Origin of the sequence: Polynucleobacter hirudinilacicola (assembly GCF_002192535.1) — a bacterium.
Lineage (GTDB): Bacteria > Pseudomonadota > Gammaproteobacteria > Burkholderiales > Burkholderiaceae > Polynucleobacter > Polynucleobacter hirudinilacicola.
This window is the reverse complement of sequence record NZ_NAIA01000002.1, coordinates 25,663-40,086: the sequence shown is the minus strand read 5'-3', so window position 1 is coordinate 40,086 and position 14,424 is coordinate 25,663. Positions and strand designations below refer to the sequence as shown.

13 protein-coding genes are annotated in these 14,424 nt (G+C 45.5%); 1 reads left to right on the top strand and 12 read right to left on the bottom strand.

All coding sequences use genetic code 11. From position 1 onward, the window contains the following. Positions 1-2: 2 nt before the first annotated feature. The 10 genes from hemL to B6A14_RS02760 form a co-directional block, all read right to left on the bottom strand. A complete protein-coding gene (hemL, locus tag B6A14_RS02805) occupies positions 3-1,304 on the bottom strand; it encodes a glutamate-1-semialdehyde 2,1-aminomutase (RefSeq protein ID WP_087908946.1) in 1,302 nt (433 codons plus the stop codon). 13 nt (positions 1,305-1,317) lie between these two features. After that, positions 1,318-1,488: a rubredoxin gene (locus B6A14_RS02800; RefSeq protein ID WP_068947854.1), complete on the bottom strand. Its 171-nt coding sequence runs from the start codon at positions 1,486-1,488 to the stop codon at positions 1,318-1,320. A 61-nt stretch (positions 1,489-1,549) separates the two neighbouring features. After that, positions 1,550-3,001, bottom strand: coding sequence for a THUMP domain-containing class I SAM-dependent RNA methyltransferase (locus tag B6A14_RS02795; protein WP_087908945.1), 1,452 nt, complete (start codon positions 2,999-3,001; stop codon positions 1,550-1,552). Between the two features lie 47 nt (positions 3,002-3,048). After that, entirely contained in the window at positions 3,049-3,474 is a 426-nt protein-coding gene (locus B6A14_RS02790; protein ID WP_087908944.1) for a CopD family protein, read from the bottom strand. Between the two features lie 5 nt (positions 3,475-3,479). Beyond that, positions 3,480-4,757, bottom strand: a complete 1,278-nt coding sequence (locus B6A14_RS02785; RefSeq protein ID WP_087908943.1) for a glutamate-5-semialdehyde dehydrogenase — start codon at positions 4,755-4,757, stop codon at positions 3,480-3,482. Between the two features lie 32 nt (positions 4,758-4,789). Further along, entirely contained in the window at positions 4,790-5,851 is a 1,062-nt protein-coding gene (holA, locus tag B6A14_RS02780; protein WP_087908942.1) for a DNA polymerase III subunit delta, read from the bottom strand. A gap of 19 nt (positions 5,852-5,870) precedes the next feature. After that, the gene (locus B6A14_RS02775; protein WP_087908941.1) at positions 5,871-6,398 is read right to left on the bottom strand and encodes an LPS-assembly lipoprotein LptE; all 528 of its coding nucleotides are present in this window, start codon (positions 6,396-6,398) and stop codon (positions 5,871-5,873) included. Between the two features lie 15 nt (positions 6,399-6,413). Then, positions 6,414-9,086, bottom strand: coding sequence for a leucine--tRNA ligase (gene leuS, locus B6A14_RS02770; protein ID WP_087908940.1), 2,673 nt, complete (start codon positions 9,084-9,086; stop codon positions 6,414-6,416). 49 nt (positions 9,087-9,135) lie between these two features. Then, the gene (dapB, locus tag B6A14_RS02765) at positions 9,136-9,936 is read right to left on the bottom strand and encodes a 4-hydroxy-tetrahydrodipicolinate reductase (protein WP_087909191.1); all 801 of its coding nucleotides are present in this window, start codon (positions 9,934-9,936) and stop codon (positions 9,136-9,138) included. 68 nt (positions 9,937-10,004) lie between these two features. After that, the gene (locus B6A14_RS02760; protein ID WP_236635637.1) at positions 10,005-10,646 is read right to left on the bottom strand and encodes an outer membrane protein assembly factor BamE; all 642 of its coding nucleotides are present in this window, start codon (positions 10,644-10,646) and stop codon (positions 10,005-10,007) included. Positions 10,647-10,782: 136 nt separating this feature from the next. Here B6A14_RS02760 and fur point away from each other — a divergent pair, with 136 nt between their 5' ends. Beyond that, positions 10,783-11,238, top strand: coding sequence for a ferric iron uptake transcriptional regulator (gene fur / locus B6A14_RS02755; protein ID WP_087909190.1), 456 nt, complete (start codon positions 10,783-10,785; stop codon positions 11,236-11,238). A 92-nt stretch (positions 11,239-11,330) separates the two neighbouring features. Here fur and gap read toward each other — a convergent pair whose 3' ends face one another. Together gap and tkt are read right to left on the bottom strand one after the other, a co-directional pair. Continuing rightward, positions 11,331-12,359: a type I glyceraldehyde-3-phosphate dehydrogenase gene (gap, locus tag B6A14_RS02750; protein WP_087908938.1), complete on the bottom strand. Its 1,029-nt coding sequence runs from the start codon at positions 12,357-12,359 to the stop codon at positions 11,331-11,333. A 39-nt stretch (positions 12,360-12,398) separates the two neighbouring features. Further along, entirely contained in the window at positions 12,399-14,393 is a 1,995-nt protein-coding gene (tkt, locus tag B6A14_RS02745; RefSeq protein ID WP_087908937.1) for a transketolase, read from the bottom strand. Positions 14,394-14,424: the final 31 nt, after the last annotated feature.

Genomic DNA, 14,424 nt, shown 5'->3' with positions numbered 1-14,424 from the left:
ACTTAGAGCTTCTTAAAGGAGTTCTCAGCTGCAGCAATGATGGCATTGACCACTTCATTGTCATGCGCAATGGAGGTGAACCCAGCTTCATACGCCGATGGCGCAAGATACACACCCTCATCTAGCATCAGATGAAAAAATTTCTTGAATGCCTCGACATCTGATTTAGTCACCGCTTCGTAGGAAGTTGGAATCTGACTCGTAAAATAGAAACCAAACATACCGCCTTCGCTATCGACTGAAAACGGAATATTTGCCTTATCTGCCGCCTGCTTCAAACCTGTCATGAGCTTTTGAGTTTGTCCGCCTAGGCATTCATAAAAACCATCTCTAGAGATAATCTCTAGACTCTTCAGACCTGCCGCCACAGCCACTGGATTACCAGATAAGGTACCTGCTTGGTAAACGCTGCCTAACGGTGCAAGCTTAGACATGATTTCTTTTTTTCCACCAAAGGCTGCCATGGGCATACCTCCACCCATAACTTTGCCTAAGCAAGTCAGGTCAGGGGTAATGCCTTGCAAAGACTGAGCGCCGCCTAAGGCAACCCTAAAACCTGTCATCACCTCGTCGTAAATCAATACACTGCCATGCTTGCTTGTGAGATTACGAATCGCAGATAAAAATTCTTTTGAGGGCTTAATTAAATTCATATTGCCCGCAATAGGCTCCAAGATCACTGCTGCAATTTGGTCGCCCTGCTTCTTAAAGACTTCCTCAATCGCGGCCACATCGTTATACGGCAATACCAAGGTGTGCTTTACCAAGTCTTGCGGAACACCGCCAGAGGATGGCGCATTTTGAGTAGAGTCAGCAAAGGTTAATAAACCAGAGCCCGCCTTGACCAGGAGGCTGTCTGCATGACCGTGATAGCAGCCTTCAAATTTAATAATTAAGTCTCGACCGGTATAGCCACGTGCAAGACGGAGGGCGCTCATTGTTGCCTCAGTACCACTCGATACCATGCGGACTTGCTCAACGCTCGGCATTACGGCGCAAATACGTTCTGCTAATTCAATCTCGCCCTCGGTTGGAGCGCCATAACTAAAACTGGTTTCTGCAGCCTTTTGTACTGCCTCGATAACTTCTGGGTTTGCATGCCCAACAATCATTGGGCCCCAAGACATAATCAAATCGATGTAACGCTTATTGTTGGCGTCCCAAAAATAGGGGCCTTTGGCTTTAGTAACAAAACGGGGTGTACCACCAACCTGACGAAAAGCCCTCACCGGTGAGTTCACGCCACCCGGTATCGTCTTTTGAGCACGCTCAAATAAAATCTCGTTTTGATCTACCATTGCCATCATGAGTTCCTAATTAAATCGCCATCATTTCAAAATCATCCTTGCGGGCACCACATTCTGGACAGGTCCAATTCATTGGCACATCTTTCCAGAGGGTTCCTGGGGCAATGCCCTCATCAGGCAAGCCAGCAGCCTCATCATAGACCCAGCCACAGATCAGGCACATATAGGTTTTAAATTCCATTGAATTACTCTCCGCTCTATTTCTTTAGGATTTAATCACTAGTAGCTTTATTTTAAAGTGCTTAGTCTTCACTAGAAGAAGACCGCTTTGAATGCATCTCAAACTTAAATAAACGGCACTCTAGTGGACCATTAAATAATGGGGTACGCTTAGACTCCTTAATACGCAACTGACCAGGCAAAGCCATATCGGCAGTCAATACAAAAACATTCCACCCACCAAAAGCATCTTTCAGGTGTTGGCCAAATTGGCGTAAAAATTCCACAAATTTAGGGTCCTGCTCCTCTTGGGCCTGAAGTTTTTTCAAAGACTCGCGACTAGAACGCTTAGCGCTCTGACGGCCCGTCTCTAAATTCATCTCAAAACGATTCTCTGGCTCACCATACTCTGCATCACTTGAGTCACGATCCTGTGCACTACCACCTCTGCCACCTTTAATCACAAGACGTTCACCATAAGGTGGATTTAATAACATCACACCCTCTTGAGCATTCGTTGGGGGCTTGCTTGCTAGAGCATCAACCTGACGTACCAGCGGTTGATCTGGCAACTGTGCTCTCTGCCAATTACCCCTAAACATGGAGACTAATTTTTCATTGATATCTCCACCACTAATTTTTAAGGAATCTACATTTGGATATTGCTGACGCTTGTCTAGCATTTGTGCCAGCGCAGCTTCTTTCAAATTACTCCAGCGCTTTTGCTCAGCAGCTTCATTAAAGGGCTTCAGTCTCTGAAAGCCAAAGCCGTTTGCAGATGTTACGAGTGGGCGATAAGCCAATCTACTGGGCTTGGCATCATCACCATACATCCCCGCCCGAATTGCTCCTGGTGGAATAGAGAGCGCCGTCTGAGCAGCTTCAATCAAGAAAGTACCACTACCGCACATTGGATCAAATAAAGACTGGCCAGGCTTCCAAGCCGTGATCGACAAGATGCCAGCAGCTAAGTTTTCTTTGAGAGGTGCATCGCCCTTCTCATCACGCCAGCCGCGCTTAAAGAGAGCCTCGCCAGAAGTATCTAAGTAAACGGTGATTTGGGTTGCAGTTAAGTGCGCCTGAACACGCACATCTGGGAACGCTGTATCAATACTAGGACGATCCCCAGTAACATCACGCAAGCGATCTACGATGGCATCTTTAATTTTCAGCGTCGCAAAGTTCAAGCTCTTCAATGGAGAGCGATGGGCAGTGACATCAACCCGCAAAGTTTGTTTAGAGGTAAACCAATCTTCCCAGGCTAAACCGCTAGCCAATTTATAAAGATCTTCCTCTTGTCTATAGGGCGCTTGTGCCATCTGCAATAAAACGCGACTAGCAATTCTGGAATGTAAATTCAAAGCCATCGCCCCAGAAATCGGCGCTGCAAGACCAATCCCCCCGGTTGGACTGGTTGGCGTTGGATCAATCACCCAAGCCCCCAACGCTTTAGAATCCGGACGCGCCGCAATCTCTGCAAGCTCCTGAGCCAGCGGTACTTCTAAACCGCCTGGACAAACAACAAAAAATCTCATGGGGCTAACAATCTAAAAAGGGTAATCAGGAAAAGATAGGATCGTACTTAGGGCTTAAATAGCACCAGCGCAACAACAATCACTAGCAAAATAACTGGCACTTCATTAAACCAGCGATACCAAATGCCAGACTTTGTATTCACGCCAGCACGAAACTTCTTGAGCAAGCCAAAGCATGCATGGTGGTAGCCGATGATCAGCAAGACGAAAAATAACTTCGCATGCATCCAGACATCACCGGCACCAATACCAAAATACAGCCAGAGTATTAAGCCAAGTAGGATAGCTGGCACAGCCAAGATAGTCATGAATCGAAAGAGGCGATTGGCCATACCTAAAAGGCGTGCATAAGTATCTACATTTTTCTCATCAGCCAAGTTCACAAAGATGCGTGGCAGATAAAACAGGCCGGCAAACCATGAAGTAATTAAGACAATATGGAAAGTTTTAATCCAGAGATAAGAGTTCGTCATATTTTTTAAGTGCGAATCTCGCCATGACCCATGACGATATATTTCATTGAGGTTAAGCCATCCAGGCCAACCGGGCCACGGGCATGTAACTTGTCATTCGAGATACCAATTTCGGCGCCCAAACCATATTCAAAGCCATCCGCAAAACGGGTGCTGGCATTCACCATCACGCTAGCACTATCGACTTCGCGCAAGAAACGATCTGCTTGCGCCTTGTTATTGGTAATAATTGCATCGGTATGCTTGCTGCCATAACGTTCGATATGATTCATGGCTTCATCGATATCGGCCACAGTCTTGATTGACAAAATAGGGGCTAAATATTCTGTTTGCCAATCATCTTCAGTGGCATCCACTAAGTTCTGAAAGCCATTTTCTTCAAGTGTTTTACGTGTTAAATCATCAACACGTAACTCCACACCCTTATCTTGATAAATTTTACAAAGCGTAGGTAGCACTTTTTGTCCAACAGCCTGATTCACCAGGAGCGTTTCCATCGCATTGCATGGTGCGTAACGCTGAGTTTTAGCGTTATCACACACCTTAATTGCCATGGCAATGTCTGCATCGGCATCAATATAGGTATGGCAGATGCCATCTAAATGCTTGATCATTGGCACACGTGCTTCAGCCATCAAGCGTGCAATCAAACTCTTACCGCCCCGTGGCACGATCACGTCAATGTATTGAGTCATTGTGATCATTTCACCTACAGCACTTCGGTCAGTCGTAGCGACTACCTGAACAGCGTCTTTAGGGAGATTGGCTGCTGCCAAACCCTCCTGAATAATGTGAGCCAACAAAGTATTAGAATCAATTGCCTCGGAGCCGCCTCGCAAGATCACGGCATTACCTGATTTCAAACAAAGTGCAGCTGCATCAATCGTAACGTTTGGACGTGACTCATAGATGATGCCAATAACGCCCAATGGAACACGCATTTGACCAATTTCAATACCAGAGGCTTGCTTTTGAAAAGCAGAAATTTTACCGATCGGATCATCTAGCGAAACGATTTGCTCAAGACCTAAAGCCATAGTTTCAATAGTCTTTAGAGTCATCGTGAGCCGATCTACAAATGCGGCATCTTGACCATTTGCTTTTGCACGCTCTACATCTTGTAAATTGACTTTCTCAATATCACTCGCTTTTTGGCGGATAAGCTTTGCAATATGTAGTAGAGCCTGATTCTTTTGCTCAGAAGATGCTCGCGCCATCGCACGCGATGCGCTACGTGCCCGCCTACCGATGTCTTGCATCATCTCTTGAATATTTAAAGTCATCCCTGTACTCATATTTCTAGCTTCCTAAACCATTACCGCAATAAATTTCCCAGCAAGCGCAAACCATCCCATGGGTCTGCCGGCAACTCTGCTGCATGTAGGCCTTTAGACTGTCGATCTAGGCCTGCTACAAGCTGCATTGCTCTGCGCAACTTGAGCGGTTGCACCCTTCTAATAGCAGCCGGGTATAAACGCTCTTTATTGCCCCAAATCCGATTAGCCCGCATGAGCTGTTGAACTGACTCCCCAGCATCACTCGCAGCCTTTAATTTAGATAGTAGCCTAAGCTCTTCAGTTACGCTCCACAAAATTAGTACCAAAGGCTCGCCCTCACCTTTTAAGCCGTCTAACATACGATTTAATCTTGGCAAATCACCAGCAAGCATGGCTTCGGTTAATTCAAAAACGTTATAACGCGCCACCTTCAAAATAGAAGATCGAATTTGCTCTTCGGTTAGCTTGCCTTCGGGATACAGCAATCCTAATTTCAAAATTTCTTGATGGGCAGCAATCAGATTACCCTCAACCTGATCCGCAATAAACTCCAGAGCACGCTGACCCTCAGGTCCAGCCTCAACTTCTTGACTTTGCTTCTTGAGTCGTCCAGCAATCCATGATGGTAAGTGACCGCGATCCAGGGTATCCACCTGAATAGCCATCCCAGCATCATCAAGTGCACTAAACCAGCCAGAAGTTTTCGTTTTTCCATCCAACCTAGGCAGCACAATACAAACCACCGTATCAGGACCATTGGCTCCATCTTGTTGTGAAGCGATTTGTGCTGCAAATTGTTTTAGAGCGTCTGCCCCATCTCGACCCGGCTTACCAGTCGGAATGCGGAGCTCTACCCAGCGCTTATCACCAAACAAAGACATCGTTTGGCCGGCATTCATGAGAGCGCCCCAATCAAACCCCCGCTCCTGCACGAAAACTTCACGATCAGTAAAGCCCAATTTTTTTGCAGCGGCGCGCAACTGATCCATTGCCTCCATCATTAACAATGGCTCGTCACCACTAAAGACATAAAGTGGCAAGATATCAGTGCCAGAACCTAATGATTTGAGATGCGTTTGTAAGGCATCAACTTTCACCATGGCAGTTCTCTATCTATCTCTAGAAAGATCTTGCTTGTGGATTTTTGGCGGCAGCAGCAATACGACGTAAAATCTGCACAGCCAGATCTTTGCGCATTAATGTCAAAAACTGCTGCTGCTGAACATCGGTTGCCAACACAGTGGTATTTGAGAAGTCCATATCCCTAGTGATATAAATCTCGCTTTCAGGAACAATTTCTCCACCAGCAATGTCATAGGCTCTAAACATGACCCGAATGGTTAAGCGATATGCAGAAACCTGACCGTTGGAGCTATAGGCTAATATTTCTCTGCCGTTAATTTCATTGCTGATGTCTAAAATTAAATCTGCATCTTTAGGATTAATCGCAACCTTGACATCGGTCCCAGTCAAAATAGCAGTTTGCAAATCAGCACGCAAGGGAGGCGAGGGATTGCCAGTAATCGCAATTGCCTTAAAGGGCACATCAACCATTCCGCGCAGGCGATAACCACAAGCAATCAAGCCACTTAAGGGTGCCGTAACAATGAAGCCAATTAAGGTACGTCGAAGATGATTTGCGCTCATGTATTTATTTTCTAGTTAGGCGACTATATTGACTAGACGTCCTGGAACAACAATCACCTTCTTTGGCGACCCACCATTAAGCGCTTTCGTTGCCGGCTCACTTTGCAATGCCAAAATTTCGATCTGCTCCTTACCAGCATCTGCCGGCACGCGAATATCGCCACGCAATTTGCCATTAATTTGTAGCATCAAGGTGATTTCAGTTTGAACCAATGCAGCTTCATCAACCTCAGGCCAAGATGCATCTAGGAGTGGCCCAAAGGTCTTGGCGTAGCCCATCTCTTTCCAAAGCACATGGGTTAAATGTGGAACTACCGGATATAGAATTCTCAACAAGATACTTAAGCACTCACGTAGCACTGGAGCAGAAATAGCGGCATCTTGACCTAACTTCATTGGCTCAAGCACGTTCAGCATTTTCATTGCCGCAGAAACTACAGTGTTGTATTGGCGACGTTGATAGTCAAAGTTAGCCTGCTTCAGAATGGTGTGCACTTCACGACGCAGCTCTTTTTCAGCATCGTTTAAATGATTGGGTAAAGAATCTTGTGCGTTACGAATAGCCTCAGCCTGACTGCTCGAGTACATCCAAACCCGACGTAAGAAGCGAGAGGCTCCATCAACACCGGCACCAGACCACTCCAACTGCTGCTCTGGCGGGGCTGCGAACATCACAAATAAACGTGCAGTATCAGCACCGTAACCATCAATCAGTTCTTGAGGATCAACGCCATTATTCTTACTTTTAGACATCTTTTCAACACCGCCAACCACGATCGGAGTGTTTGATGCGTCGCCTTTTAGTTTCGCGCCCTTAGGTCGACCTTTTTCATCGAGATCTAATTCAACATCTAAAGGATTTAACCAAGTCTTTTTACCAGAAAAATCTTCAGAGTAATACGTTTCATTGAGCACCATACCTTGAGTCAATAAGTTCTGGAAAGGCTCATCAAAAGTAATGAGCTTGAGGTCGCGCATGACCTTGGTCCAGAAACGCGCATAGAGTAAGTGCAAGATGGCATGCTCAATGCCGCCAATGTATTGATCCATCGGCATCCAATACTCATTGCGCTCATCCACCATCGTTTTTGCATCGGGACCGGTATAGCGCATGAAATACCAAGAAGAATCTACAAATGTATCCATCGTGTCAGTCTCACGACGTGCAGGCTTGCCACACTTCGGACACTTCACATTGAGAAAATCTTCACGCTTATTGAGTGGATTGCCGCTACCATCTGGCACGCAGTCTTCCGGCAATACCACCGGTAGATCCGATTCCGGAACAGGCACCGCGCCGCAACCGGGATTTGCATCATCGCCACAATGAATAATCGGAATTGGAGTGCCCCAATAGCGCTGACGAGAAATTCCCCAATCACGCAAACGATAGGTGGTCTTGATTTCACCAATGCCCATCTTTTCTAAATCTTTAGCAACTGTGCTAACTGCCTCTTCATATGAAAGACCATCGTATTTACCGCTATTGAAACAAATGACCCCTTCTTTTTGGGCATACCAATCATGCCAGTGGCTTGCATTAAAGATTGGTGACTCACCCTTTAGCGCAATCACTTGCTTGATCGGTAAATCGTACTTGAGTGCAAAGGCAAAATCACGCTCGTCGTGAGCAGGTACACCCATTACGGCGCCATCACCATAAGACATCAATACATAATTGCCGACCCAAACAGGCACCGGCTCATTTGTTAAGGGATGGGTGACATAGAGGCCTGTAAACATCCCCTCTTTTTCTTGAGTGGCTAGGTCAGCCTCAATCACGCTACCGGTTTTGCATTTCTCAATGAAAGCAGCGAGCGCTGGATTATTAACAGCCGCTTTTGTTGCCAATGGATGCTCTGCAGCAACCGCACAAAAAGTAACACCCATGATGGTATCGGCGCGAGTTGTGAAGACGTATAGCAGGCCATCCTGAATAAAGTTGCCATGGTCATCAGCAACCTCATGCTTAAACGCAAAACGAACACCACGACTTTTACCAATCCAATTTTGCTGCATGGTTTTGACACGCTCAGGCCAACCCAAACCATCTAAACCAGAAAGCAATTGCTCTGCGTAGGCTGTAATGTTGAAGTAATAGCCCGGAATTTCGCGTTTTTCAACTAAAGCGCCAGAGCGCCAGCCGCGACCATCGATTACTTGTTCATTTGCTAAAACAGTTTGATCAATCGGATCCCAATTCACTACCTGTGTCTTACGGTACGCAATTCCTTTTTCTAACATCTTCAGAAAAAGCCATTGGTTCCAGCGATAGTAATCCGGACTACAAGTAGCCACTTCACGTGACCAATCAATAGCTAGGCCCATCGCAGCCATTTGCTTTTTCATATAAGCAATGTTGTCGTAGGTCCACTTGGCAGGAGGAACCTTATTCTGAATCGCTGCATTTTCAGCAGGCATACCAAAAGCATCCCAGCCCATCGGCATTAAAACGTTGTAACCCTGCATACGGAGCTGACGAGCCATCACGTCATTGATGGTGTAGTTGCGCACATGTCCCATGTGCAACTTGCCAGATGGGTAAGGCAACATAGAACAAGCGTAATACTTTGGCTTTTTCTTGCCAGCCAAATCTACAGCGTTTTCAGATACTTGATAGACTTGCGCACCTTCCCAATCAGCCTGTGCTGCGGCTTCAATACTGCGGTAGTCGTAATCCTTACTCATTCAAGACAACTCTTTTCTTCTATTTTTAGTTATTCGTTAATGCTGGATACTATTTACGCAAACCTAGAACGTCTTGCATGTCATACAGGCCCGTATTTTGGGTTTGCAAGAAGCGTGCGGCACGCAAGGAGCCTTGTGCATAGGATTGACGGCTAGAGGATTTATGGCTAATTTCAATGCGCTCACCATCACCTGCAAAGAGGACTGTGTGATCCCCAACAATATCGCCACCACGAATGGTTGCAAATCCAATAGATCCTTCTTTACGCTCACCAGTGTGACCTTCGCGAGCATAGACAGCGACATCGTCTAACTTTTCTCCCAAAGCCTCAGCAATAACCTCACCCATCTTCAGAGCAGTTCCCGAAGGGGCATCAACTTTATGGCGATGGTGAGCTTCAATAATTTCGATGTCATAACCTTGATTAAGCATCTTTGCTGCAATCTCAAGCAACTTGAATGTGGCATTAACGCCAACACTCATATTGGGAGCAAACACAATCGCCAACTTGGTAGACACCTTTTTGAGGCCAGCAATTTGTTCAGTACTCAAACCCGTTGTACCAATAATCATTTTGGTACCAGTTTTCTCTGCAACAGCTAAGTGGGCCATCGTCCCCTCAGGCCTGGTGAAGTCAATTAAAAATTGGGCGCCAGCTAAAGCCTGGGCAACATCAGCTGAAATCATGACGCCGGTTTTTTTACCTAAGAATGCGCCAGCATCCTCACCTAACTGAGGAGAAGACGTGTGCTCAAGTGCGCCAACCAATTGGGCATCAGGGGTATTTAGCACGCTCTCAATCAACATCTTTCCCATGCGACCAGTTGCTCCAGCAATTGCGATCTTCATCATTGATTTCATCACTTCAAATTAAAGGTAAGTACAGTTTGACTTGGGTGCTAATACAGCAATCATTTTTACTTCTTCACCTCTGTAGCAGGCGGAACATTCAGCGTGCCGGGCCCCAAAGTTTCAGGTTGTGACACAGCTTGACCATCTGATGACTTCGAGGAACCAAATAAATCCCAAAATGAACCCTGACTTGCAGTCGGAGCTGCTGGTACAACCGCACCCTTAGGTAAATTATTTGTTGGACTTGTAACTAACAACTCTGGTTGCTGTAATGGGGGCGTTACTGGGGGCTTATTAGAGCCAGTCATCACATCCCAGAAAGAGCGTTTTGTTTTAGCGTAGTTATCAATCTCAGCAACCAATTCGATCTCTGTTGGAAGGGCATCACCTTCAAACCTCACTACTTTGTCACCATCAAAAAAGACAGTGACACGACGCTCTTTAGCAATGCGCTGTCCAGAACGTTTAAATTCAAAAACATAATCCCAGCGATTCGCATGGAAATAGCTAGCTAATAAAGGTGTGCCGAGAATTTGACGAACCTGCTCGCGACTCATCCCTAATTGCAACTTTGAGTATTGCTCGCTTGAAATAAAGTTTCCCTGAACAATGTCCGGAACATAAGGTCTAAATACTTTATTCATAAAGTCGCGCTGGGTGTTATCAACAGCTGAAGTGCAAGCAGTCAGCCCTAAAAGAGCAGTCATTGCAAAAGCGACGAACCCGAACCGGGTAAAGCTGGAAACCCCAAAAAAAAGTGGGTTCAAAAAACGACTAAAAAGTTCAAGGCAATTTTGCATGGCTGGCCGTATCATTAAGACATTGATTTTAGCTCCCAAAGCCATGAATACGAACCAAAACCCTACTCCTGCAGATTTGCGCGACATTGGCCTAAAGGCCACTGGTCCACGCATGAAAATTCTGGATTTTTTTCATCAAAATGGTGGCACCCACTTTAGCGCTGAAGACGTCTTTTTGGCCCTAGCAAAAGAGGATCAAGAAATTGGTCTCGCTACGGTTTATCGGGTTTTAACCCAATTTGAGCAGGCTGGGCTACTTCTTCGTAGCCATTTTGAGTCTAGCAAGGGTGATAGCAGAGCAATCTATGAGCTTAATGAGGGCCAACACCACGACCATCTGGTTTGCCTTGATTGTGGCCATGTGGAGGAGTTTGTGGATGAGGCCATTGAGAAAAGACAGAGAGATATTGCTAAAAACCTGGGATTTAAGCTCCAGGAACACTCCTTAGCAATGTACGGGCATTGTCAGAAGAAAAACTGCCGAAATAAGCAAAAATAAGCACTTTTCTGCAGCCTGCTAATGAAAAAAGACCTCAAATTGAGGTCTTTTCTACTTTTTGACTACTTTTAATGAATTTTAAGCTCTTTTAATCACTTTACAGCCATTAATGCCTCGGCCGCATTGAGCATCTGCACTGAATAACCCCATTCGTTGTCATACCAGGCCAATACTTTCACTAACTTTCCATCTGCGGAAACGCGTGTCTGGGATGCATCATAAATACTTGGGCGTGGATCATGGTTAAAGTCGATCGAAACTAGGGGTAAGGTATTAAAGCCCAAGATTCCTTTGAGCTCACCCTCGCTGGCAGCTTTCAAGATGGAATTCACTTCATCTACGCTAGTAGCGCGACTTGCCGCAAAGGTTAAATCAACCACGGATACGTTGATCACTGGCACACGCATTGCAAAACCATCAAAACGGCCTGCCAATGCCGGCAATACCAAACCAACTGCTTTGGCAGCGCCAGTTTTCGTTGGAATCATGCTGGTAACAGCAGAACGTGCTCGACGCATATCCTTGTGATAGACATCAGTCAACACTTGATCATTTGTAAACGCATGAATAGTTGTCATCAAACCAGATTCAATACCAATTTTTTCTAACAATGGTTTGACCAAAGGTGCGAGACAGTTGGTTGTACAGCTTGCGTTAGAAACCACTACATCATTTGGCTTTAATACATTTTGATTGACGCCATAAACAATCGTTGCATCCACATCTTTTTCACCAGGAGCAGAAATCAATACCTTTTTCGCACCCTGTTGAATATGAATCATGGCTTTTTCTTTAGAGGTGAACTTACCAGTGCACTCTAAAACTAAATCTACCCCTAACTCACCCCATGGAGTTTCAGCTGGATTGCGCGTACAGAACATTTTGATGCGATCACCATTCACCACCATGTAATCGCCGTCTACGCTCACCTCTGCAGGGAAGCGACCGTGCGCAGAGTCATACTGGGTAAGGTGGGCATTGATAGCGATATCGCCCATGGCGTTAATCGCGACAATCTTGATATCACGACGTGGCTTGCCGTTGACTTGATCTTCGTATAAGGCCCGCAATACCATGCGCCCAATACGTCCATAACCATTAATTGCGACACGAATTGTCATTTATTTCCCCTTACTAATATTGAATTTATTTATTTCGATTTACTTCTTCGAGATACATTGCTTAACCGTTTTGGCAATTTGATCCGCCGTCAGGCCAAAGTATTCATACAACTGACCTGCAGGTGCAGACTCGCCAAAAGTATCTACGCCGTGCACTGCTGCACATCCATACTTCCACCAGAAGTCGGTCACGCCCGCCTCAACAGCAATGCGTGAAATATTGGCTGGCAATACTTTAGATTTGTATGCAGCATCTTGCTGATCAAATACCGTCGTTGATGGCATAGAAACCACCCGAATACCTAGACCGTCTTTTGCTAAGAGCTCCGCTGTTTGCAAGGCGAGTGCGATTTCAGAACCAGTGGCGATGATGACTGCATCAATCTTTCCAGATTGAGGATCACGCAACACATACCCACCACGTGCAATATCCTTGATTTGCTGGCTATTGCGAGAAACAAACGGGCAGTTCTGACGACTGAAAATCAAAGCGCTCGGGCCATTCTTACGTTCAATAGCAGAACCCCAAGCTACAGCGCTCTCGGTGGTGTCACAGGGGCGCCAAACCATCAGGTTCGGGATTAGTCGCAAGCTAGCAACATGCTCCACAGATTGGTGGGTTGGGCCGTCCTCACCAAGACCAATGGAGTCATGGGTGAAAACAAAAATACTCCGTAACTTCATTAGGGCAGCCATCCGTAAAGCATTACGGCTGTAATCTGAGAAGGTTAAGAAAGTGCCACCGAACGGAATGTAGCCACCATGTAGAGCAATACCATTCATGATGGCGCTCATACCAAATTCGCGCACACCATAATTAATATGGTTACCCCATTGATCACCACGCACAGGTTTGCATGAAGACCAGTTAGTTAAGTTTGAACCGGTTAAATCGGCAGAGCCTCCCATAAACTCTGGTAAAGCTACTGATAATGCTTCAATCGCATTTTGACTGGCCTTACGAGTAGCAACAGTTTCTGCTTTGGATTGACAAGTTTTTAAGTAAGCATTTAGCGTGGCTGAAAAGTCTTTTGATAAATCACCTTGCATGCGACGCTGTAATTCAGAAGCAAGCTCTGGGAATTTATTTTTATATTTCTGAAATTCTTTATTCCACTCATGCTCAGCAGCTTGGCCACGCTTTTTAAAATCCCAAGCAGCATAAATATCTTTTGGAACTTCAAACGGTGCATAAGGCCAATTCAATGCAACACGAGTTGCAGCAATTTCTGTTGCGCCCAATGGTGAACCATGCACCTTATCGCTACCAGCCATATTCGGCGAGCCTTGGCCAATGGCTGTCTTGCAGCAAATCAGCGTTGGTTTGTCACTCTTTTTAGCCTTCATAATTGCAGCAGAAACTGCTTCTGCATCATGGCCATCAACATTACGAATGACATTCCAGTTGTAAGCCTCAAAACGCTTAGGAGTATCTTCGTTAAACCAAGAAACTACCTTGCCATCAATTGAGATACCGTTGTCATCCCAAAGTGCAATCAACTTGTTCAGTTTTAATGTACCAGCCAAAGAACACACTTCATGGCTAATACCTTCCATCAAACAACCATCACCTAAAAATACATAGGTGTAGTGATCAATGATATTGAGACCGGGACGATTAAATTCTTCTGCTAATAATTTTTCAGCAAGCGCCATACCTACTGCATTGGAAATCCCCTGACCAAGTGGGCCAGTAGTTGTTTCAACACCAGGCGTAATTCCATACTCAGGATGTCCTGGAGTTTTGCTATGTAGTTGGCGGAAATTTTTTAACTCTTCAATCGGTAAGTCATATCCCGAAAGATGTAATAAGGAATAAAGCAACATCGAGCCATGACCATTGGATAAAACAAAACGATCACGATCAATCCAATGTGGATCAGTTGGATTGTGCTTTAGATGTTCATTCCAAAGCCCAACAGCAATATCAGCCATCCCCATTGGCATGCCAGGGTGACCAGAATTTGCCTGTTGAACAGCATCCATGGATAAAGCACGTATGGCATTGGCCATGCGAATTTGAAGGTTTGACATCGTAAAAGTGCTCTCGAGGAAAATAAATTGG

Coding starts and splice junctions, on each gene's coding strand:
- B6A14_RS02775 (WP_087908941.1), bottom strand. CDS start 6,398: ATGAGCGCAAATCATCTTCGACGTACCTTAATTGGCTTCATTGTTACG.
- holA (WP_087908942.1), bottom strand. CDS start 5,851: ATGGTGAAAGTTGATGCCTTACAAACGCATCTCAAATCATTAGGTTCT.
- fur (WP_087909190.1), top strand. CDS start 10,783: ATGAATACGAACCAAAACCCTACTCCTGCAGATTTGCGCGACATTGGC.
- hemL (WP_087908946.1), bottom strand. CDS start 1,304: ATGGCAATGGTAGATCAAAACGAGATTTTATTTGAGCGTGCTCAAAAG.
- leuS (WP_087908940.1), bottom strand. CDS start 9,086: ATGAGTAAGGATTACGACTACCGCAGTATTGAAGCCGCAGCACAGGCT.
- B6A14_RS02760 (WP_236635637.1), bottom strand. CDS start 10,646: ATGACTGCTCTTTTAGGGCTGACTGCTTGCACTTCAGCTGTTGATAAC.
- gap (WP_087908938.1), bottom strand. CDS start 12,359: ATGACAATTCGTGTCGCAATTAATGGTTATGGACGTATTGGGCGCATG.
- B6A14_RS02795 (WP_087908945.1), bottom strand. CDS start 3,001: ATGAGATTTTTTGTTGTTTGTCCAGGCGGTTTAGAAGTACCGCTGGCT.
- tkt (WP_087908937.1), bottom strand. CDS start 14,393: ATGTCAAACCTTCAAATTCGCATGGCCAATGCCATACGTGCTTTATCC.
- B6A14_RS02800 (WP_068947854.1), bottom strand. CDS start 1,488: ATGGAATTTAAAACCTATATGTGCCTGATCTGTGGCTGGGTCTATGAT.
- B6A14_RS02790 (WP_087908944.1), bottom strand. CDS start 3,474: ATGACGAACTCTTATCTCTGGATTAAAACTTTCCATATTGTCTTAATT.
- dapB (WP_087909191.1), bottom strand. CDS start 9,936: ATGAAGATCGCAATTGCTGGAGCAACTGGTCGCATGGGAAAGATGTTG.
- B6A14_RS02785 (WP_087908943.1), bottom strand. CDS start 4,757: ATGACTTTAAATATTCAAGAGATGATGCAAGACATCGGTAGGCGGGCA.